The sequence below is a fragment of the Paracoccus sp. P2 genome, from assembly GCF_046335115.1.
Classification (GTDB): domain Bacteria; phylum Pseudomonadota; class Alphaproteobacteria; order Rhodobacterales; family Rhodobacteraceae; genus Paracoccus; species Paracoccus pantotrophus.
The window spans coordinates 1-20104 of the sequence record NZ_JBGOSN010000030.1 but is presented as its reverse complement, the minus strand read 5'-3'; the positions used below and the strand labels follow the sequence as shown (position 1 = coordinate 20104).

The following is a 20104-nucleotide window of genomic DNA, read 5'->3' as shown; positions in this document are numbered from 1 at the left end:
CGGCGCAGGATCGACCGCAAGAGGAGATGCCGCACAGAAGGCTTGACGCGGGCCCCGCCCCGGCGGCATAAATCAGTTAAATGAACACTCGTTCAATAAATGGAGGAGATGGCCGATGTTCACCGCGGGAATGCAGTTCGACCTGGGCGAGGACGTGAACGCCCTGCGCGACACCGTCCATCGCTGGGCGCAGGAGCGGGTGAAGCCCATCGCGGCCGAGGTGGACCGCAGCAACGCCTTTCCGAACGAGCTGTGGCGCGAGATGGGCGATCTGGGCCTTCTGGGCATCACCGTGCCCGAGGAGTTCGGCGGCAGCGGCATGGGCTATCTGGCGCATGTGATCGCCACCGAGGAGATCGCCCGCGCCTCGGCCTCGGTCAGCCTGTCCTATGGCGCGCATTCCAATCTTTGCGTGAACCAGATCAAGCTGAACGGCACCGACGAGCAGCGGGCGAAATACCTGCCCGACCTGTGCAGCGGCAAGGCGGTCGGTGCGCTGGCCATGTCCGAGGAAGGCGCGGGCAGCGACGTGGTCGGCATGAAGCTGCGGGCCGAGAAGAAGAACGACCGCTATGTGCTGAACGGCAACAAATACTGGATCACCAACGCGCCCGACGCCCATACGCTGGTGGTCTATGCCAAGACCGACCCCGAGGCCGGCAGCAAGGGCATCACCGCCTTCATCGTCGAACGCGGCATGAAGGGCTTCTCGACCAGCCCGCATTTCGACAAGCTGGGCATGCGCGGCTCGAACACCGGCGAGTTGATCTTTCAGGATTGCGAGGTGCCCTTCGAGAACGTGCTGGGCGAGGAAGGCAAGGGCGTGCGGGTGCTGATGTCCGGCCTCGATTACGAGCGGCTGGTGCTGTCGGGCATCGGCACCGGCATCATGGCCGCCTGCCTCGACGAGGTGATGCCCTATGTCAAGGAACGCAAGCAGTTCGGCCAGCCGATCGGTTCGTTCCAGCTGATGCAGGGCAAGATCGCCGACATGTATGTCGCGCTGAACACGGCGCGGGCCTATGTCTACGAGGTGGCGAAAGCCTGCGATGCCGGCAAGGTGACGCGACAGGATGCGGCGGGCGCGGTGCTTTACGCCAGCGAACAAGCCATGGTGCAGGCGCATCAGGCGGTGCAGGCGCTGGGGGGCGCGGGCTTCCTGAACGATTCGGTGGTCAGCCGGCTGTTCCGCGACGCCAAGCTGATGGAGATCGGCGCCGGCACCTCGGAAATCCGCCGCATGCTGATCGGTCGCCAGCTGATGGAGATCGCCTGATGCGCCCGCTTGTCCTGTCCCTGCTGCTGGCCGCCGGCCCGGCGCTGGCCCAGGACGGCCCGCGATACGATGCCGATGGTTTCGCGAAATGCATTGCGGATGCGGAAGCCGATGCCAGCGCCGCGCCGGGGCTGCGAAGCTGCATTGGCCAGGCCTCGACGCAATGCATGGCGACTCCGGGCGGCGAGACCACCGTGGGCATGGTGGAATGCCTGGGCCATGAGGCGAAGGNCGCCGCGCCGGGGCTGCGAAGCTGCATTGGCCAGGCCTCGACGCAATGCATGGCGACTCCGGGCGGCGAGACCACCGTGGGCATGGTGGAATGCCTGGGCCATGAGGCGAAGGATTGGGACACGCTGCTGAACGGCTATTACGAGCGGGCGCTGAAGGCCGCCAAGGCGGCGGATGCGGAACTGGCCGATCTCGGCTCGGCCGCCGAACCGGCGGCCCCGGCCCTGCAGCAGGCGCAGCGCCACTGGATCGCCTTCCGCGATGCCTCTTGCCGCTATGAGAGCCTGCGCTATCAGGGCGGCACGCTGGGCGGTCCGGCAGCCCAGGATTGCGTGCTGCGCCTGACGGCCGAACAGGCGCTGCGCCTGCGCGACATCGCGGAGGGGATGGAATGAACCGCCTGGCCGGATGCGCGCTGGCCCTGCTGCTGGCGGCGCCATGCTTGGCCGGCGATGCCTCGGGCTTCGATCCCGCCGCCATCGACCGTTGCCTTGCCGATGCCTCGACCCAAGGCACCCGCGCCGATTGCGCCGCGACCGGCATGGAAGCCTGCCTCGACTACGCACGCGGCAAATATACCGGCGACGACCCGGATTTTCCGATGGCGAACTGCCTCGACGCCTCGCATCAGGCCTGGGAGGCGAAGCTGACCGGGGTCTACGAGGCGGCGCTGAAGGCCCAGGGAAAGAAGGACAACGGGGCGCAGGAGATGCTGCGCCAGGCCGAGCGCAGTTGGCTGCAGTTCCGCGAGGATCTGTGCAACCAGGTCCGGGACGCGGCGGCCGAGGGCAAGGGCGACCTGGCCCGTGCCCGCTGCATCCGGGACGAGACGGCGCGGCAGGTGGCGCTGCTCATGGCGCTGGTAGACCCGCGATGAACAGGACGGCGATGAGCAGAGACACGCAAAAGGGGCGCCGCCGATGGCAGCGCCCCCCGCAAGGCCGTGACGGCGGCCTAGAACTTGATCACATAGCTGATGCCGGCAACCACCGGATCGACATCGACCGAGCCGATATTGGCGCCGTCCAGCTCGACATCGGCATTGATGTCGATCCAGCGCAGGTCGGCGCGCAGGGCCGAGCGGTCGTTGATCCAGTGATCCACGCCCAGATGCGCGGCCAGGCCCCAGCTGTTCTTGACCCGCAATTCGCTGCCGGCCAGCGGCCCCTTGGCCTCGCCGTCCCAGAAACCGGTGAAGTTCACGCCCAGGCCGACAAAGGGCTTCCAGCGCGGATGCATGTCAAAGTGATATTGCAGCGAGACGACCGGCGGCAGGTGCTTGACCGTGCCGATCTCGGTCCCGTTCGACTTGATCGAATGCTTGAAGGGCAGGGCGCCCAGCACCTCGATGCCGATATTGTCGCGGATGAAATATTCGAAGGTGATGCTGGGGCGGGTGCTGTCGTCGATGCTGATCGGCGTCGGCCCTGCCAGCACGCCATTGTCCGATTTCGGATTCACATGCGCGATCCCGAAGCCGAGCGTCCATTCGCCTTGCGATTGCGCAAGTGCAGGCGAAGCAAGCGCGGCAAGTGCCGCGGCAATGGCAAGCTTGTGTCTCATGGCGATCCTCTCTTCTTGTCGCATGTCCGCTCATCGCGCCTTGCTTCGGGCTTCGACGTTGATCTGGATCAAGATTTCCGCTTTTGGCCGACCTGCGACAAACTGGCGCAGATCTCCGGCACCCTGCCCGAAAGGATGATGCGATGAAGCTTGGCACCTCGGTCCTGCCTTCCTCGGAAACCTTCCGCGCCAATCGCGCGGCGCATCTGGCCATGCTGGAAACCGTGCGCGAGGCGGCGCTGGCCGCGGCGTCGGGCGGCGGCGCGAAGGCGCTGGAGCGCCATGTCGCCCGCGGCAAGATGCCGCCGCGCGAGCGGGTGGCGAATCTGCTCGATCCCGGCTCGCCCTTCCTGGAGATCGGCGCCACGGCCGCGCATGGCATGTATGACGGCGCCGCGCCCTGCGCGGGCGTGATCGCCGGCATCGGCCGGGTGCATGGGCAAGAGGTGATGGTGGTGGCCAACGATGCCACGGTCAAGGGCGGCACCTATTACCCGATGACGGTGAAAAAGCACCTGCGCGCGCAGGAGATCGCCGAGGAATGCCAGCTGCCCTGCGTCTACCTGGTCGATTCCGGCGGCGCCAACCTGCCCAACCAGGACGAGGTCTTTCCCGACCGCGACCATTTCGGCCGCATCTTCTACAACCAGGCGCGGATGTCGGCCAAGGGCATCGCGCAGATCGCCGTGGTCATGGGCAGCTGCACGGCGGGCGGCGCCTATGTCCCGGCCATGTCCGACGTGACGATCATCGTCAAGGGCCAGGGCACGATCTTCCTCGCCGGACCGCCCTTGGTCCGGGCCGCGACCGGCGAGGTGGTCTCGGCCGAGGATCTGGGCGGCGGCGACGTGCACACCCGGCTTTCGGGCGTGGCCGACTACCTGGCCGAGGACGACGCCCATGCCCTCGCCCTCGCCCGCCGCGCCATTGGGAACCTCAACCGCAGCCTGCCTGCGACCGTGCAATGGCAACCCCCCGAGCCCCCGGCCCATGACCCCGAGGAGATCCTGGGCGTCGTCCCCGCCGACCTGAAGATCCCCTATGACATCCGCGAGGTGATCGCGCGCGTCGTGGACGGCTCGCGCTTCGACGAGTTCAAGGCCCGCTTCGGCGAGACGCTGGTGACGGGATTCGCGCATCTCGAAGGCTGCCCCATCGGCATCGTCGCCAATAACGGCGTGATCTTCTCGGAGGCCGCGCAGAAGGGCGCGCATTTCATCGAACTCTGCTCGATGCGCGGCATCCCGCTGGTCTTCCTGCAGAATGTCACCGGCTTCATGGTCGGCCGCAAATACGAGAACGAGGGCATCGCCCGGCACGGCGCCAAGATGGTGACGGCGGTGGCGACCACCAGCGTGCCCAAGATCACCATGCTGGTCGGCGGCAGCTTCGGCGCCGGCAATTACGGCATGGCCGGCCGCGCCTACGGGCCGCGCTTCCTCTGGACCTGGCCCAATTCGCGCATCTCGGTGATGGGCGGCGAGCAGGCGGCGGGCGTGCTCGCCACCGTGCGCCGCGAGGGGATCGAGCGCCAGGGCGGCAGCTGGTCGCCCGAGGAAGAGGCCGAGTTCAAGCGCCCCACCATCGAGATGTTCGAGCGCCAGTCCCACCCGCTCTATGCCTCGGCCCGGCTCTGGGACGACGGCATCATCGACCCGCGCAAGACCCGCGACGTGCTGGCGCTGAGCCTGCGCGCCAGCCTCAACGCGCCGATCGAGCCGACCCGCTTCGGCATCTTCCGGATGTGACGGCCATGGACCGGCCCCGCCTCACCACCCTGCAAGGCGACATCACCCGGCTCGCCATGGACGCCATCGTCAACGCCGCCAATCGCAGCCTGCTGGGCGGCGGCGGGGTGGACGGCGCCATCCACCGCGCCGCCGGGCCCGAACTGCTCGACGAATGCCGCAGCATCGGCGGCTGCCCGACCGGCGAGGCCCGCATCACCCGCGGCTACGCCCTGCCGGCCCGCTACGTGATCCATGCCGTCGGCCCGGTCTGGCGGGGCGGCGGGGCGGAGGAGGACGCGCTGCTCGCCAGCGCCTATCGCCACAGCCTGCTCCTCGCCCAGGCCCATGACCTCGCCCGCATCGCCTTCCCGGCGATCTCGACCGGCATCTACGGCTTCCCGGCCGAGCGTGCCGCCCGCATCGCCGTGGCCACCATCCTCGGCCACGGCGCCGGCCTCGAGGTAACTCTGGTCGGCTTCGACGCCGCCAGCCACGCCACGCTTCGCCGTGCGGTGGACGAGGCCCGCCGATGATTTCTCCGTTTCCCCAATACCCCACGGGGGTCCGGGGGTGTGAAACCCCCGGCGCCGCCCGCGCCACGAGGAGCTGCCCATGTTCCAGAAGATCCTGATCGCCAACCGCGGCGAGATCGCCTGCCGGGTCATCGACACCGCCCGCAAGCTGGGCGTGCGCACCGTCGCAGTCTATTCCGAGGCCGATCGCGGCGCCCGCCACGTCGCCATGGCCGACGAGGCCGTGCCGATCGGCGGTCCGGCGCCCAGGGACAGCTACCTGCGCGGCGACGCCATCATCCAGGCCGCGCGCGAGACCGGCGCGCAGGCCATCCATCCCGGCTACGGCTTCCTCAGCGAGAACCCGGATTTCGTCGATGCGGTGACGGCGGCGGGGCTGGCCTTCATCGGCCCCTCGGCCGACGCCATCCGCAAGATGGGCCTCAAGGACGCCGCCAAGGCGCTGATGGCCGAGGCGGGCGTGCCGGTCGTGCCCGGCTATCACGGCGAGAACCAGGACGCCGCCCATCTGGCGGACCAGGCCGACAGAATCGGCTATCCGGTGCTGATCAAGGCGGTGGCCGGCGGCGGCGGCAAGGGCATGCGCCTGGTTGAGCATGCGCGGGACTTCCCGGCCGCGCTGCAATCGGCGCAGGGCGAGGCCGCCACCGCCTTCGGCAACCCGGCGGTGCTGATCGAGAAATACATCCAGCAGCCCCGCCATATCGAGGTGCAGGTCTTTGGCGACGGCAGCCGCGCGCTGCACCTGTTCGAACGCGACTGCTCGCTGCAACGCCGTCACCAGAAGGTGATCGAGGAAGCCCCGGCCCCCGGCATGACGCCCGAGATGCGCGCGGCCATGGGCGCGGCCGCCGCCCGCGCCGCCGAGGCCATCGGCTATGCCGGCGCCGGCACGGTCGAATTCATCGTCGATGCCAGCCAGGGCCTGCGCCCCGACGGTTTCTGGTTCATGGAGATGAACACCCGCCTGCAGGTCGAGCATCCGGTGACCGAACTGATCACCGGCGTCGATCTGGTGGAATGGCAGCTGCGCGTCGCCAGCGGCGAGCCCCTGCCGGCCCGGCAGGAGGATCTGACCATCACCGGCCATGCCTTCGAGGCCCGGCTCTATGCCGAGGACGTGCCGGCGGGCTTCCTGCCCGCCACCGGAACCCTTGCGCATCTGCGCTTTCCCGACCATGCCCGGATCGAGACCGGGGTACGGCCCGGCGACACCATCTCGCCCTGGTATGATCCGATGATCGCCAAGATCGTCACCCATGGCGCGACCCGCGCCATCGCGCTGCGGGCACTGGAATCGGCGCTGGTCGATACCGAGGTGGCGGGTTCGGTCACCAATGTCGATTTCCTGATCGCGCTGACCCGGCACGAGGGCTTCGGCAAGGGCGAGGTCGATACCGGCCTGATCGCCCGCGACCTTCAGGCGCTGGTCGCCGCCGCCGAGCCCGATCCGCGGGCCAAGGCGCTAGCGGTCCTCGGCCTTGCCGGATTGGACGATCCGATGCTGCGCGGTGGCATCACCCTTTGGCAGCCCCTGCGCCGCACCATCGCCTGGGAGGGCGGCGAGGCGGTGCTGGAGGTGCTGGGCCCCGGTGCCGCCCGCGTCACGCTGGACGGCAGCACGCATGAGATCGGCTATGAGGGCGGGCGCTGGTGGGTCGACGGCAGCCCGCGCCGCTCGCGCATCGTCAACCACGCCGCGGGCACCAGCGTCTTCGGCGGCCGCTCGCTGACGCTCGCCCCCCTCGACCCGCTGGCGCGCGGCGGCGAGGAGGCGGGCGGCGGCATGACGCTGTCGCCGATGCCGGGCCTCGTCAAGGTGATCTTCGTCGAGCCGGGGCAGGAGGTGGCGGCGGGCGAGCCGCTGGCGATCCTCGAGGCGATGAAGATGGAGCATACGCTGACCGCCGCCCGCGACGGTCGCGTGGCCGAGGTCTTCGCCCAGGCCGGCGACCAGGTCGAGGCCGGCGCCGCCCTGATCCGGCTGGAGGAGGAAGAACACGCATGATCCTGCATCACGTCCCCGGCTCGCGCTCGATGCGCGTGCTCTGGCTGATCGAGGAACTGGGGCTCGATTGCGAATTGCGGCTCTGGTCGCTGACCGACGGCAGCCTGCGCAGCGCCGCGTTCCGCGCGCTGTCCCCCGCAGGCCGCATCCCGGCGCTGGAAATCGACGGCCGCGCCATCTTCGAATCCGGCGCCATCCTGCAATACCTGACCGAGCGCGAGGGCAGGCTGGCCCCGAAACCGGGCGCGCCCGAGCGCGGCGATTTCTTGGAATGGGTGCATTTCGCCGAGACCCAGGCGAATATCCTGCAGGCCCTGAACATCCACCATATCTTCCTGCGGCCCGAAAGCGCGCGCTCGATCCCGCTGATGCGCCTCGACACGAAACGGCTGGCCGTCACCGCCCGGGCACTGGACGATCATCTGGCGGGGCGCGAGACGCTGCTCTCCGGGTTTTCCGCCGCCGATTGCATGCTGGGCTTCAATATCGAGGCGCTGTTCCGCTTCCTGCCCGCCGCCGACCATCCGGCGCTGGCGGCCTATCGCGACCGCATGACGGCGCGTCCCGCCTATCGCCGCGCCGCCACCCGCGCCGGGGGCGACGCGATCTATGACCGCGATTTCTACGAGGTGCCCGATGTCCAAGGTTGAGATCTTCGAAGTCGGCCCCCGCGACGGCCTGCAGAACGAAAAGCGCCCGATCCCGGCGGCGGAAAAGATCGCGCTGGTCGACCTGCTGTCGCAGGCCGGCTTCCGGCGCATCGAGGTCACCAGCTTCGTGCCGCCGAAATGGGTGCCGCAGATGGCCGACGCGGCCGAGGTCATGGCCGGCATCGCCCGGCGGCCCGGCATCCGCTACGCGGTGCTGACCCCCAACCTGCGCGGCTACGAGGCGGCGCGGGCGGCCGGCGCGGACGAGGTGGCGATCTTCGCCTCGGCCTCGGAAGGCTTCTCGCGCGCCAACCTGAACGCCAGCATCGCCGAAAGCCTGGAACGCTTCGCGCCCGTGGCCGAGGCGGCGCGGGCCGACGGCATTCCGCTGCGCGGCTATGTTTCGGTGGTGACGGATTGCCCCTTCGATGGGCCGGTGCCGCCCGCGAATGTCGCCCGGGTCACCGCCGCCCTGCGCGACATGGGCTGCTACGAGGTCAGCCTGGGCGACACCATCGGCCAGGGCCGGCCCGAGACCATCGATGCCATGCTCTCCGCCGTGCTGCAGGAACTGCCGCCCGACAGGCTGGCTGGCCATTACCACGACACCGCCGGCCGGGCGCTGGAGAATATCGACGCGAGCCTTGCGCGTGGGTTGCGGGTCTTCGACGCCGCGGTCGGGGGCCTGGGCGGCTGCCCCTATGCGCCCGGTGCGGCGGGCAATGTCGCGACCGAAGCCGTCGCCGCCCATCTGGCTGCGCAAGGCCATGACACCGGGCTCGACATGGCGGTGATCGAACGGGCCGCCGCCATGGCGCGCGCGATGAGAGGAGGAGCATGATGGAGGCGATCCGCATCGACACCGACGCCCGCGGCGTGGCGCATCTGTGGCTGGCGCGCGCGGACAAGCACAATGCGCTGTCGGCGCAGATGATCCGCGAATTGACCGAAGCCGCCCGGGCGCTCGGCGCCGATCCGGCGGTGCGCGTCGTGGTGCTGGCGGCCGAGGGCAAGAGCTTCTGCGCCGGCGGCGATCTGGGCTGGATGCAGGAGCAGATGCGCGCCGATGCCGAGACCCGCCGGGCCGGCGCCCGCGAACTCGCCATGATGCTGAACGCGCTGAATACCCTGCCCAAGCCGCTGATCGGCCGGGTCCAGGGCAATGCTTTCGGCGGCGGGGTCGGCCTGATCTCGGTCTGCGATGTCGCCGTGGCCGTGCCCGAGGCGCGCTTCGGCCTGACCGAGACCCGGCTCGGCCTGATCCCCGCCACCATCGGCCCCTATGTCCTGGCCCGCATGGGCGAGGACAGGGCGCGCCGCGTCTTCATGTCCGCGCGCCTCTTCGACGCGGGCGAGGCGATGCGGCTGAACCTGCTGGCGAGCCTTGCCGATGCCGCGGTGCTGGACGCGGCCGTCGAGGCCGAAATCGCGCCCTATCTCTCCTGCGCCCCCGGCGCGGTGGCGGCAGCCAAGCGCCTGGCCCGCCGCCTCGGCCCGCCCATCGGCGAGGCCGAGATCGAGGCCAGCATCCAGGCCCTGGTCGATGTCTGGGAAGGCGACGAGGCGCAGGAAGGCATCGCCGCCTTCTTCGACAAGCGCAAGCCACGCTGGCAGCCGGGCTGAGGCGCTGGCCCGGTATCTTCTTCGTTCCGAAAATACTCATCGGAAGATTTTCTGCAGGGCCGAGATTGCAGGTTCAGTCGCCGCATCGACGCTGCGCCTGCCCGCGCTGCGGGATTTGGGTATTTGGGGAACGAAGAAGACAACCGGCGGCATGCCGTCGCAGCCTTGCGCCCATTGCATGTCAGGACTTCGCGGCAGGCGGCTTGGCGGCATATGGTCGCATCTGTTAACGCTAGCGGGCCTGTTTTTCCCAGATCCGCCAGCCCTGAAGGTGCCGCCATGCCGCCGCAGCCCAATCTCAAGCTTGCCATCCTTGCCCTGGGCCTTGGCGCCTTCGCCATCGGCACATCGGAATTCGCCGCCATGGGGCTCTTGCCCTGGTATGCCAGCGACCTCGGCATCAGCGAGCCGCAGGCCGGCCATGTGGTGTCGGCCTATGCGCTGGGCGTGGTGGTGGGCGCGCCGATCACCTCGATCCTGGGCGCGCGGCTGCCGCGGCGGCGCTATCTGGCGGCCCTGATCGCGGCCTATGGGGTGATGAACCTGCTGGCGGCGGTGCTGCCGGGCTATGGCACCCTGGTCGGTACCCGCTTCCTGGCCGGGCTGCCGCATGGCGGCTTCCTGGGCGTGGCCATGCTGTTTGCCGCCGATGCCCTGCCGCGGGACCAGCGCGCCAAGGGGGTGACGCAGGTGCTGCTGGGCCTGACCATCGCCAATATCGCCGGGGTGCCGCTGGCCGGGGTGCTGGGGCAGGGGCTTGGCTGGCGCTGGGGCTTTGCGCTGCCCGGCGTGCTGGCGCTGCTGGCGGGCTGGCTGATCCTGCGGCTGGCGCCGCGGGTCGGTGCGCCCAGGGATGCGCAGCCGCTGGCCGAGCTGAAGGCGCTGCGCAATCCGGCCGTCATGCTGATCCTGCTGGTCGGCGCCATCGGCTTCGGCGGGCTTTTTGCGGTCTATTCCTATCTTTCGGCCGCAATCCTGGCGACGACACAGGCGCCGGGCTGGGCGATCCCGGCCGCGCTTTCGGCCTTCGGCATCGGCGGCACTCTGGGCAGCATCCTGGCCGCGCGGCTGACCATGCGCCACGGCACCTGGGGCGCGGCCTTGCGGCTGATGCTGTTCATGGCCGCGACCCAGGCCTTCGCCGCCTGGGCGGTGGGCAATTGGGGGCTGATGCTGGCCTCGTCCTTCCTGCTGGGCCTGGGCTCGGGCATGGTGGTGCCCTTGCAGACCCGGCTGATGGAGGTCGCCGGCGAAGCGCAGAGCATGGCCGCGGCGATGAACCACGCCGCCTTCAACGCCGCCAATGCGCTGGGGCCCTGGCTCGCGGGGCTGGCGCTGGCGGCGGGCTGGGGCTGGCGTTCCTCGGGGCTGGTGGCGGTGGCGCTGTCAGGGGCCGGGCTGCTCGCCCTCGGGCTTGCCTGGTGGCAGGCCCGTCTCGCCGGGGACCAGCTTCATGATCGCCCGGCGCGAGTGTGAGGCAAATTCGCGTCGCCACGAGATGAAGAGCACATAGCTGGTGGCCAGGAACAGGCCCAGCGGTCCAGCCAGCCAGCCAAGCGCCCCCAGCGCGAAATAGACGCAGCGCAGCCCCGAGTTGAAGCTTTTCGCCGCGGTGATGTTGATATCGGCCGCCTGCATGGCCAGCGGCAGGGCGCGCGGGTCGTCGGGCTCGTTCGGGACCGAGGCCATGATGATCGCGCAATAGCCGAAGAGCCGGTGCGACCAGACGAAGCGCAACAGCGCATTGGCCACGAAAAACAGCACCACGACGATCTTGATTTCCCATTTCAGCGTCGGCACATGGCCCAGGTCGAACTGGCGCGCCACGCCGGCAAGCTGGTCGGTATTGCCGATCAGGGCCAGCCCGCCCCCCACCGCGATCAGGCAGGCCGAGGCGAAGAAGGCCGTGCCCTCGCGCAGGGTGGTCAGGATGGCGCTGTCGAAGATGCGCGGGTCGCGTGTGATGAATTGTCGCATCCATTCGCGGCGATGCGCCTTCATCAGCACCGTGACCGAAGGATGGGCCTTGGGCGGGTATTCGGTGATCCAGCCTATGCCCAGCCAGGCCAGGAACAGCCAGAGCAGGGCAGCAAGGTCGGCCGGGGTGAGCGGGCCGAAGGCGGTCAGGCCGGGCAGGGCGGTGTTCGGGTCCATGGCGCGGTTCTATCCTCGTGGTCTTGTTGTTGCCAGCCGGCGGCGCGGCGTCTATCCAGCGGTCTGGTTGTCTTTGTACCGGAGTAGATGAAAATGGCAGCACCTCACGCCATCCACGAGGAATTTCCGAACGATGCGGCGCGCATTCACGAGCTGAAGGTCTCGGATGCGCATTTCGCGCGCCTGCTTGAGGAATATGACGCGGTGAACGACGAGGTTGCGGGGGCGGAAAGCCGCCATACGCCGATGTCGGAGGAGGCCGAGAACGCGTTGCGCAAGAAGCGCGCCGGGCTGAAGGACGAAATCGCCCGCATGCTGGCTGCTGCCCGCGCCTGATCGGCCGGTCGCGCGCCGGCCGTACGGCGGCGGCTCGGGAGAGGCAGGAGGCGCGCGCGGCCCCGCCGCGCGCCCTTTTTGCCGGGCGATCCGCGCCTTGGCCCGGACTTGAAAGCCGCGGGCCGCATTCCTACTTCAACGCTGTCGGAGGGCCCTTGCGGCGCCGACGGACCTGCCCGCCCGGACCGGGGGGCAAGCCTTTGTATCGCTTGAAGAAGGATGCGAAACATGCGCAATTTCGACCTGACTCCGCTTTACCGTGCCTCGGTCGGCTTCGACCGCATGGCCGATGTCATGGACCGGGCGCTCTCGGCCGATATCGCCAGCTACCCGCCCTATAACATCGAGAAGACCGGCGAGAATGCCTATCGCATCTCGATCGCCGTCGCCGGCTTTTCCGCCGACGAGCTGAATGTCGAGGTCAAGGACGGGGCCGTCATCGTCTCGGGCCGGAAGGCCGCCGAGGACGAGGGCCGCAGCTACCTGCACCGCGGCATCGCCACCCGCGCCTTCGAGCGCCGCTTCACCCTGGCCGACCATGTCCGGGTCGAAGGGGCGAGCCACGAGGACGGCATGCTGAACATTGACCTGGTGCGCGAGATTCCCGAGGCGCTGAAGCCGCGCCGCATCGAGATCGCCAAGCCGGCGAAGCCGGTGGAAAAGCTGGACGCCTGAGCTTCGGCTGAAGGACGCGGGGGCTGTCATGTGTCAAAACCTCTGATCTACGGTGTCAAAAGGTTTGAGCCTGTTATTCGGGGGATCAGGTGGGAATAACCGATTACAGGCGATAGTCCGGGGGGTGTGGCGAATTTGGCTGCCACACTACCCGGGCGAACCAGCGGCCCGTTGCAACCATTCGTCGATGATTTCCAGCACGTCGCCACGATCTTCATCAGAAAAGCCGATGAAGGGCCGGGCTGGAATGTCGCCCCAGAGGTTTGGATATTCGGCCTTGCGACCACCGGACTGCATCATTGCCGCCTGAATGGCGTTTGACCCAATCGTGGCGGCGTCCTTCTTGGCCTGCATATGGATCTTGCAGTAAAGGTCACCGCTCCGCCACAGAGGCTTCTTTCCGTAGCGATCGCCTGCCTTGCCGTAGCGCCCAGGCGTCACTGGCGAACGCGGCACGAAGGGTGTTCCTTCCGGCGTCATGCCGGCCTTGAAACGCTTCGTGGTTGAGGCAAGCAAAGAATCCCCGAGGTCGTTCATCAGCCCGGAGGTATCCGTCAATGCTTGCTCTATGCCCTGGAATGCTCGGCAAATAGCTGTGTCGTTGATCTCGATTTTAAGCACGGCTGTGTTTCGGCGCGCAAAACTGGCTCTGACGCAGATTGTGTGATGTCCGTATGCGTCCGCTCTACATTCGGTGTGTTTGTTCAAGGAGGTGGACATCATGCCGGCACGCTGCGATGCCAAGCTCTTGCCTGAGGGTGTGCGCGCAACCGGATACAGGGTGGACGGCGCGGTGATTTCGGTTGATGCGGAGATGATCCGGTCCGAAGCGTTCTGTCCCGGGTGCGGCTTGCGGTCGGCGCGCCGACATGGGCGCTATGTCCGCAGTCTCGCAGATCTGCCCGTCCACGGCCGAACTGTTCAGCTGCGCCTTTCGGTTCGGCGGTTCCGATGTCTGATTGCGCAATGCCCGGTCAAGACGTTTGGCGAGGCAGTCCCAGTTTCTCTCGCGCAGCCGCATGGTCGGCGAACGGGCCGCTTCCAGGATCTCGTTGCATATCTTGGTCGGGCCATGGGGGGCCGACCTGCCCAGGCACTTGGGCGTCGCATTCTGCTGCGCGTCAGCAAAGACACCTTCCTGCGAGGCGCGGTGCGACCGGCGAATGCGCCGTTTCCGCGACCGCGTGTCGTCGGTCTTGACGACTGGGCGTGGCGCAAGGGGCAGCGCTACGGCACCCCGGTCCGTGATCCCAAGCGCCGCGCTGTCATCGACCTCCTGCCGGATCGCGAGCCCGCGACCGTGGCCGCCTGGCTGCGACGTCATCCGCAGATCGAGATTGTCGCGCGGGATCGGAATGGCGGGTATGGCCGGGCAATCTCACAAGCTCTTCCGGACGCCATACAGGTCGCCGACCGCTGGCACCTCCTCCAGAATGCAAGCGATGCGCTCCTGTCCGCAGTCCGCCGCGCGATGTCGCAAATCCGCAAGGTGGCCTATCATGCCGAACTCGACCCTGGCATCCTGACCGCTGCAGAGCGGCTGCAATATCAAGGGTTTCAGAGGCGCCAGCCGACCAACGCGCTGATCCAGCGCATGGGACGGGAAGGCGTGCCCATCAAGCGGATCCTCCGTATCACCGGCCTCAGCCGCGGGCTCGTCCGTTGCGTGCTTCGCGGCGAAGGTGAAGACGTTTTCCGCCTTCGGCAGAACAGCCTGACACCCTGGTTCCGACACATATCTCCGCAACCATATGCGGATGGAGGCGAGTTGTACGGATGCGAGGAAGTTGCCGTCTCGCTTGTCGTATCGCGGGAGGAAAGCGTTTTCGGGTCGGTATGGGGCGGATATTGGCCCGGGCACCGCGTTCGGCGAACCTATCGCGCAGCCGGTGNGAGAACCGGATCGAAGGGAGGAAAGCGTTTCCGGGTCGGTATGGGACGGATATTGGCCCGGGCACCGCGTTCGGCGAGCCTATCGCGCAGCCGGTCGCGGTCGTAGCCCCGGCCGGCGAGCAGGATCCGGCCCGCGCCGATGGACCCGACCATATCGTCCCCCGAGCGTCCGTCATGCGCCTGGCCTTCGGTCAGGTTCAGGCGGATCGGGCGGCCGCGGGCATCGACCACAGCGTGGATCTTCGCGGTCAGCCCACCGCGCGCGCGCCCCATGCAACGGGATCGCCTCCCTTTTTCGGGCGGTTCGCCCCATGCTGGTGAACCCGGATCGAGGACGGGTCGATCATCTGGACTTTCCCGTCATAAGCCTCTGACACGGCTTGCAGAATGCGCGCCCAATGGCCCGCCTTGCGCCAGCGGCTGAAGCGGTTCACGCAAACCGTAAAGGGGCCGTAGCGCGCTGGAATGTCCGCCCAGGGCGCCCCCGTCCGCAGCCGCCAGAAGATGCCGTTCAACACCTGCCGGTCATCCACCCGCTTCACGCCGCGCACCTTCATTGGCAACAAAGGCCGGATCACCTCCCGCTCGAGATCCGTCAGATCGAAGCCTGCCATCCCACCTCCTCATGCATGTGCAGAAGTGAAGCACAACTCAGCCCGGAGTATTTGGAGAACGAAGAATGCCAAGGGGCGCCGGTTTCGGAGCCCCTTTTGTCATGCGCAGCATGGGCTCGCCTCCCGCGTCTTTCTCCGTTTCAAAAATACCCCGGGGTCCGGGGCAGAGCCCCGGCTCTGCGGGCGCCGCTAGAACTGGCGGCGGGCGCGCAGCGCGGCGGTGATGGTGCCGTCGTCGAGATAGTCCAGTTCCCCGCCGATCGGCACCCCCTGGGCCAGGCCGGTCACGGCGACGCCGGCCGGGGCCAGGGCCTCGGCGATGTAATGCGCGGTGGTCTGGCCCTCGACCGTGGCCGAGAGGGCGAGGATGATCTCGGTGACGTTTTCCTCGGCGATGCGGGCGATAAGCTGGGGGATGCGCAGGTCTTCCGGACCGATTTCGTCCAGCGCCGAAAGGCTGCCGCCCAGCACGTGGTAACGGCCGTGGAAAGCGCGGCCGCGTTCCAGCGCCCAGAGGTCGGCCACCTCGGTCACCACGCAGATCTCGCCGGTGGCGCGGGCCGGGTCCGCGCAGATCGGGCAGATGTCGGCCTGGGTGATATTGCCGCAGACCAGGCATTCGCGGGCGTTTTCCGCCACGCTGGCCATCAACGCCGCCAGCTGCGCCATCTGCCCGGCGCGGCGGCGGATCAGGTGCAGAACGATGCGCCGCGCCGAGCGCGGCCCGAGTCCCGGCAGCCGCGCCATGGTGGCGATCAGCGTCTCGATCTCGTCGCCGGAGGCGGTCGACATCGGTCAGAAGGGCATTTTCATGTCGGCGGGCAGGCCCAGTTCGCGGGTCAGGCGGGCCATTTCCTCGGCCGCCTTGTCCTGCGCCCGGCGCTGCGCATCCTTGATCGCGGCCAGGATCAGATCCTCGACCACTTCCTTGTCCTCGGCCTTGAAGATCGAGGGGTCGATGTCGAGCGCCGTCAGCTCGCCCTTGGCCGTCGCCGTGGCCTTGACCAGGCCGGCCCCGGCCTCGCCGGTGACGGTCAGGCGGTTCAGCCCCTCCTGCATCTCGGCCATCTTGCTTTGCATCTGCTGGGCGGCCTCCATCATCTTTGACAGATCGCCCATGTCGCCAAGGCCCTTGAACATCGCCTAATCCTCGTCCTCGAAGGGATCCCATTCCTCGACCTCGGCCACCGGGCCTTCGGTCAGCTCATGCGGGGATGTATCCTCGCCCGCCGGTTTTTCAACCGCAACCGGCACCGGGATGGGCCGGATCCGGGTGATCTTCGCGCCGGGGAAGGCGGCGAAGATCGCCTGCACGGTCGGGTTCTGCATGGCGCGGGCGCGGGCCTCGGCCTCGCGTTCGGCGCGCCGTTCGCTGATCGTGGGCCGGCCGGGGTCCGAGGTCACGGTCACCGCCCAGCGTTGGCCGCCGGTCCAGCCGCGCAGCCGTTCTGCCAGCCGCTGCGCCAGGTCGCGCGGCGCGTGTTCGGTGGGCTGGAACTCGATCCGGCCGGGCGAATAGCGAACCAGCCGCAGATGGTCCTCGACATCGAGCAAGAGCTTCATGTCGCGCATGCGCCGGATCAGGTCGATCACCGATTCGAAATCCGGGAATCCCGCCAGCGCATTGGGCGAGACGGCGAGCGCCGCGGCGCTGCCATCGGGCCGTGCGGCGACGGGCGCGCGGGGCGCGGCAGCCTGCGGTGCATCTTGCCGCGCCTCGCTGCGCTGTATCGGGGGCGCGGCGCTGCGGCTGAACGCACCCGCTGCGGCGCTGGCCTGCACCTTGCGGATCAGCGCCTCGGGGTCGGGCAGGTCGGCGACATGGGTCAGGCGGATGATCGCCATCTCGGCCGCCATCATCGCATTCGGGGCCTGGCCGACCTCGTCGAGCGCCTTGAGCAGCATCTGCCACAGCCGGGTCAGCGCCCGCATCGGCACCTTTTCCGCGATCTGCTGGCCGCGGGCGCGTTCGTCGGGGCCGATGGTGGGGTCGTCCAGCGCCTCGGGGGTGATCTTCACGATCGAGACCCAATGCGTGATCTCGGCCAGGTCGCGCAAGACCGCCATCGGGTCGGCGCCATCGGCATATTGCGCCTGCAGCTCGGCCAGCGCCTCGGCCGCCGCGCCGCGCAGGATCATGTCGAAGAGATCGAGCACCCGGCCGCGATCCGCGAGCCCCAGCATGGCCCGGACCTGCGCCGCCGTCGTCTCGCCCGCGCCGTGGCTGATGGCCTGGTCCAGAAGGCTGGTCGCGTCGCGGGCCGAGCCCTCGGCGGCGCGGGTGATCAGCGCCAGCGCGTCGTCGGTGATCTGCGCGCCTTCGGCCGAGGCGATGCGGCGCAGCAGCGCGATCATCACCTCGGGCTCGATGCGGCGCAGGTCGAAGCGCTGGCAGCGCGACAGCACCGTGACCGGTACCTTGCGGATTTCCGTGGTGGCGAAGATGAACTTCACATGCGGCGGTGGTTCCTCCAGCGTCTTCAGAAGCGCGTTGAAGGCGCTGGTGGACAGCATGTGGACTTCGTCGATGATATAGATCTTGTAGCGGGCGGAGGCGGCGCGATAGTGAACCGATTCAATGATTTCCCGGATATCATTCACGCCGGTTCTAGATGCTGCGTCCATCTCCATCACGTCCACGTGCCGGCCCTCGGAGATCGCCACGCAATGCTCGCAGACCCCGCAGGGCTCGGTCGTCGGGCCACCCTGGCCGTCGGGGCCGGTGCAGTTCAGCCCCTTGGCGATGATGCGCGCGGTGGTGGTCTTGCCGGTGCCGCGGATGCCGGTCATCACGAAGGCCTGGGCGATGCGGTCCGCCGCGAAGGCGTTCTTCAGCGTGCGCACCATCGCGTCCTGGCCGACCAGATCGGCAAAGGTCTCGGGGCGGTATTTCCGCGCCAGCACTTGATAGGTCTGTTCTTCGCTCATGCACCGGCCTTTCGTGACCGGCGCAGATTAGCGACCCGGCTCCGGGGCGGCAACCGCTCTCAGGCCGGTTGCCAGTCGAAGGCCAACTCCTCGCGGAAGGCGAAGCGGGCGATGTGGCTGTCGACGATGTGGCGCATATGCGCGGTGGTCTCCTCGGGCGCCTCCAGCCGGATCTCCAGCGCCTCGGGCGTGGCCGCCAGCGTCACCGTGCGGTTCTCGGGCATGGCGATGCGGCCGCGGCTCGGGTCGAACTCGACCTCGAACTTGTGCGCCCAGTGCTTGCAGAGCTGTTGCAGGTAGCGGCTGGCATGCGCGGTCGCCACGCGGCAGGTCGAAAGGATGACGGTCTGGGACATGGGCTTTCCTGTCTTGCGGGTCCGGCTGGCGGCGGCTGGCGGACATGAAAGGGTCACGAATGGGTGAGCCTGCTCGGCCCGGACCCGGTGTCCCCCATATAACCCGGATGAGGCGACGTTCAATCCTGCTGGCCCTGCCGCTGCTGGCGATGCCGTGCCTGGCGCGGGGCGCGCTGCGCGAGATGCTCGAGGTGGTGGACCTGCCGCAGCTGCGCGCCATCGCCATCTGGCGCGACGGCGAGGAGGTGGCGGCGCGCGGCTTCGGCGGCTTCACCCCGGACCGGCCGACCAACATCAAGTCGGCCTCGAAATCCATCGTCTCGGCGCTGGCCGGCATCGCCATCGCGCGCGGGCTGTTTTCCGGCACCGACCAGAGGGTGGCCGAATTGCTGCGCGCCGACCTGCCCGCCGATCCCGACCCGCGCCTCGCCCGGCTGACGCTGGGTCATCTGCTGTCGATGCAGGCGGGGCTGGAACGGCAGTCGGGGCCGAATTACGGGGCCTGGGTCAGCAGCCGCAACTGGGTGCGCGCCGCGCTGGCCGCACCCTTCGTCGCCGATCCCGGGCAGGGGATGCTCTACTCCACCGCCTCGACGCATCTGGTCTCGGCCATGCTGGCGCGGGCTTCCGGGCGCTCGACCCTGGCGCTGGCGCGCGACTGGCTCGACATTCCCGGCTTTTCCATTGCCGCCTGGGACCGCGACCCGCAGGGCATCCATCTGGGCGGCAACCAGATGGCGATGAGCACCCGCAGCCTGCTCTGCTTCGGCGCCGCCTATGCCGCGGGCGGGCAGGGGGTGATCCCGCCGGGCTGGATCGCGGAAAGCTGGCAGCCGCGCACCCGCTCGATCTTCAACGACGAGGCCTATGGCTATGGCTGGTTCATCAGCCGTATCGCCGGCCGGCCGGTGCGCTACGGCTGGGGCTATGGCGGGCAGATGATCTATGTGTTTCCTGCCGGCTCCATGGGCCGGTCGCCGGTTGCCATCGCCATGACCTCGGACCCCGACCGGCCCTCGGCGCGCTCGGGCTATCGCCGCGACCTGCATGCGCTGGCCGGCCGGCTGGTCCAGGCGCTGTAACCCCCCGCCATTTTTCCGTTGCGAAAATACCCCGGAGGAGGCCCGCGGGGACCGGTGGTGACGGCTGACAAGGGGCTTGATACCAGGGCATTTCCTGGCCAAATAAAATCAATGCCTTGCATGGGAAAGTGTCAGAAGTTCGACACCATGGGGCCGAAATCTGGCCGGTTCGCGAAGATGGCGAAAGTCCGTTGACGTAAAATCAATATGTTATAGCTAAAGTTGTAGGCTGTTTTTGCCCACAACCCACGACCTATTCCGATGTTAGATGCTCCTTCATGGACGTGAAGCGCCGCACCAGCTCGCGGGCTTCCTCGGCGGCGTATTCGTCGGAGGTTTGCGAGAAGCCTGAGCCATCCGCCGAGAATCGGCCAGTGAGGCAAGCTGCGATCCGCCGTCTTCTGGTCTCCAGGGACGAGGGGATCGGACGATGCCGAAAGGCAGGAACCATG

The 20104-nt window shown here is 68.2% G+C and carries 21 protein-coding genes and 2 pseudogenes; 14 read left to right on the top strand and 9 right to left on the bottom strand.

Features of this window, described 5'->3' with window-relative positions:
* The first annotated feature begins 115 nt into the window (after positions 1–115).
* From ACDP63_RS17085 to ACDP63_RS17075, 3 genes are all read left to right on the top strand, one after another.
* Complete coding sequence (locus ACDP63_RS17085; RefSeq protein ID WP_024845079.1) at positions 116–1276, top strand: isovaleryl-CoA dehydrogenase; 1161 nt, start codon at positions 116–118, stop codon at positions 1274–1276.
* A complete protein-coding gene (locus ACDP63_RS17080; protein WP_409928355.1) occupies positions 1276–1902 on the top strand; it encodes a lysozyme inhibitor LprI family protein in 627 nt (208 codons plus the stop codon). The genes ACDP63_RS17085 and ACDP63_RS17080 overlap by 1 nt, the downstream gene beginning before the upstream one ends.
* On the top strand, positions 1899–2384 hold the full coding sequence (locus tag ACDP63_RS17075) for a lysozyme inhibitor LprI family protein (protein ID WP_024845081.1): 486 nt from the start codon (positions 1899–1901) through the stop codon (positions 2382–2384). The genes ACDP63_RS17080 and ACDP63_RS17075 overlap by 4 nt, the downstream gene beginning before the upstream one ends.
* A gap of 77 nt (positions 2385–2461) precedes the next feature.
* Here ACDP63_RS17075 and ACDP63_RS17070 read toward each other — a convergent pair whose 3' ends face one another.
* Positions 2462–3070, bottom strand: coding sequence for an OmpW/AlkL family protein (locus tag ACDP63_RS17070; RefSeq protein ID WP_114669301.1), 609 nt, complete (start codon positions 3068–3070; stop codon positions 2462–2464).
* Positions 3071–3213: 143 nt separating this feature from the next.
* Here ACDP63_RS17070 and ACDP63_RS17065 point away from each other — a divergent pair, with 143 nt between their 5' ends.
* The 7 genes from ACDP63_RS17065 to ACDP63_RS17035 all read left to right on the top strand — a co-directional run bounded on the left by ACDP63_RS17065 (position 3214) and on the right by ACDP63_RS17035 (position 11090).
* Positions 3214–4818: a carboxyl transferase domain-containing protein gene (locus ACDP63_RS17065; protein ID WP_024845083.1), complete on the top strand. Its 1605-nt coding sequence runs from the start codon at positions 3214–3216 to the stop codon at positions 4816–4818.
* 5 nt (positions 4819–4823) lie between these two features.
* Entirely contained in the window at positions 4824–5333 is a 510-nt protein-coding gene (locus ACDP63_RS17060; RefSeq protein ID WP_024845084.1) for an O-acetyl-ADP-ribose deacetylase, read from the top strand.
* Between the two features lie 79 nt (positions 5334–5412).
* Entirely contained in the window at positions 5413–7341 is a 1929-nt protein-coding gene (locus ACDP63_RS17055) for an acetyl/propionyl/methylcrotonyl-CoA carboxylase subunit alpha (protein WP_024845085.1), read from the top strand.
* On the top strand, positions 7338–7991 hold the full coding sequence (locus ACDP63_RS17050) for a glutathione S-transferase family protein (RefSeq protein WP_024845086.1): 654 nt from the start codon (positions 7338–7340) through the stop codon (positions 7989–7991). The genes ACDP63_RS17055 and ACDP63_RS17050 overlap by 4 nt, the downstream gene beginning before the upstream one ends.
* Positions 7978–8832 (top strand): hydroxymethylglutaryl-CoA lyase, encoded by an 855-nt coding sequence (locus ACDP63_RS17045; RefSeq protein ID WP_024845087.1) that lies wholly within the window; start codon positions 7978–7980, stop codon positions 8830–8832. The genes ACDP63_RS17050 and ACDP63_RS17045 overlap by 14 nt, the downstream gene beginning before the upstream one ends.
* Positions 8829–9614, top strand: a complete 786-nt coding sequence (locus tag ACDP63_RS17040; RefSeq protein ID WP_024845088.1) for a crotonase/enoyl-CoA hydratase family protein — start codon at positions 8829–8831, stop codon at positions 9612–9614. Before ACDP63_RS17045 ends, ACDP63_RS17040 begins: the two co-directional genes overlap by 4 nt.
* A 279-nt stretch (positions 9615–9893) precedes the next feature.
* On the top strand, positions 9894–11090 hold the full coding sequence (locus tag ACDP63_RS17035) for an MFS transporter (RefSeq protein WP_024845089.1): 1197 nt from the start codon (positions 9894–9896) through the stop codon (positions 11088–11090).
* Here the strand turns inward: ACDP63_RS17035 and ACDP63_RS17030 are convergent.
* A complete protein-coding gene (locus tag ACDP63_RS17030) occupies positions 11001–11768 on the bottom strand; it encodes a DUF599 domain-containing protein (RefSeq protein WP_028710548.1) in 768 nt (255 codons plus the stop codon). The genes ACDP63_RS17035 and ACDP63_RS17030 overlap by 90 nt on opposite strands.
* A 93-nt stretch (positions 11769–11861) precedes the next feature.
* Here ACDP63_RS17030 and ACDP63_RS17025 point away from each other — a divergent pair, with 93 nt between their 5' ends.
* On the top strand, positions 11862–12104 hold the full coding sequence (locus ACDP63_RS17025) for a YdcH family protein (protein WP_024845091.1): 243 nt from the start codon (positions 11862–11864) through the stop codon (positions 12102–12104).
* Between the two features lie 228 nt (positions 12105–12332).
* Positions 12333–12779, top strand: a complete 447-nt coding sequence (locus ACDP63_RS17020) for an Hsp20 family protein (protein ID WP_024845092.1) — start codon at positions 12333–12335, stop codon at positions 12777–12779.
* Positions 12780–12926: 147 nt separating this feature from the next.
* On the opposite strand, the gene ACDP63_RS17015 is transcribed toward ACDP63_RS17020, so the two are convergent.
* A complete protein-coding gene (locus ACDP63_RS17015) occupies positions 12927–13400 on the bottom strand; it encodes a phage virion morphogenesis protein (protein WP_024845093.1) in 474 nt (157 codons plus the stop codon).
* A 100-nt stretch (positions 13401–13500) separates the two neighbouring features.
* Between ACDP63_RS17015 and ACDP63_RS17010 the strand changes: the two are divergent.
* Positions 13501–14262: pseudogene (locus ACDP63_RS17010) on the top strand (ISL3 family transposase); the annotation flags it as partial.
* Positions 14263–14526: 264 nt separating this feature from the next.
* Here ACDP63_RS17010 and ACDP63_RS17005 read toward each other — a convergent pair.
* The 5 genes and pseudogenes from ACDP63_RS17005 to ACDP63_RS16985 all read right to left on the bottom strand — a co-directional run.
* Positions 14527–15286: pseudogene (locus tag ACDP63_RS17005) on the bottom strand (IS5 family transposase); the annotation flags it as partial.
* Positions 15287–15475: 189 nt separating this feature from the next.
* The gene (recR, locus tag ACDP63_RS17000) at positions 15476–16078 is read right to left on the bottom strand and encodes a recombination mediator RecR (protein WP_024846167.1); all 603 of its coding nucleotides are present in this window, start codon (positions 16076–16078) and stop codon (positions 15476–15478) included.
* Between the two features lie 3 nt (positions 16079–16081).
* A complete protein-coding gene (locus ACDP63_RS16995) occupies positions 16082–16426 on the bottom strand; it encodes a YbaB/EbfC family nucleoid-associated protein (protein WP_024846166.1) in 345 nt (114 codons plus the stop codon).
* Between the two features lie 3 nt (positions 16427–16429).
* Positions 16430–18214 (bottom strand): DNA polymerase III subunit gamma/tau, encoded by a 1785-nt coding sequence (locus tag ACDP63_RS16990; RefSeq protein WP_024846165.1) that lies wholly within the window; start codon positions 18212–18214, stop codon positions 16430–16432.
* A 59-nt stretch (positions 18215–18273) separates the two neighbouring features.
* Complete coding sequence (locus tag ACDP63_RS16985; RefSeq protein ID WP_024846164.1) at positions 18274–18570, bottom strand: DUF2218 domain-containing protein; 297 nt, start codon at positions 18568–18570, stop codon at positions 18274–18276.
* Positions 18571–18677: 107 nt separating this feature from the next.
* Here ACDP63_RS16985 and ACDP63_RS16980 point away from each other — a divergent pair, with 107 nt between their 5' ends.
* Positions 18678–19652, top strand: a complete 975-nt coding sequence (locus tag ACDP63_RS16980) for a serine hydrolase domain-containing protein (protein ID WP_024846163.1) — start codon at positions 18678–18680, stop codon at positions 19650–19652.
* Between the two features lie 253 nt (positions 19653–19905).
* On the opposite strand, the gene ACDP63_RS16975 is transcribed toward ACDP63_RS16980, so the two are convergent.
* On the bottom strand, positions 19906–20104 hold a 199-nt coding region (locus ACDP63_RS16975), incomplete at its 5' end, for a hypothetical protein (protein ID WP_409928354.1).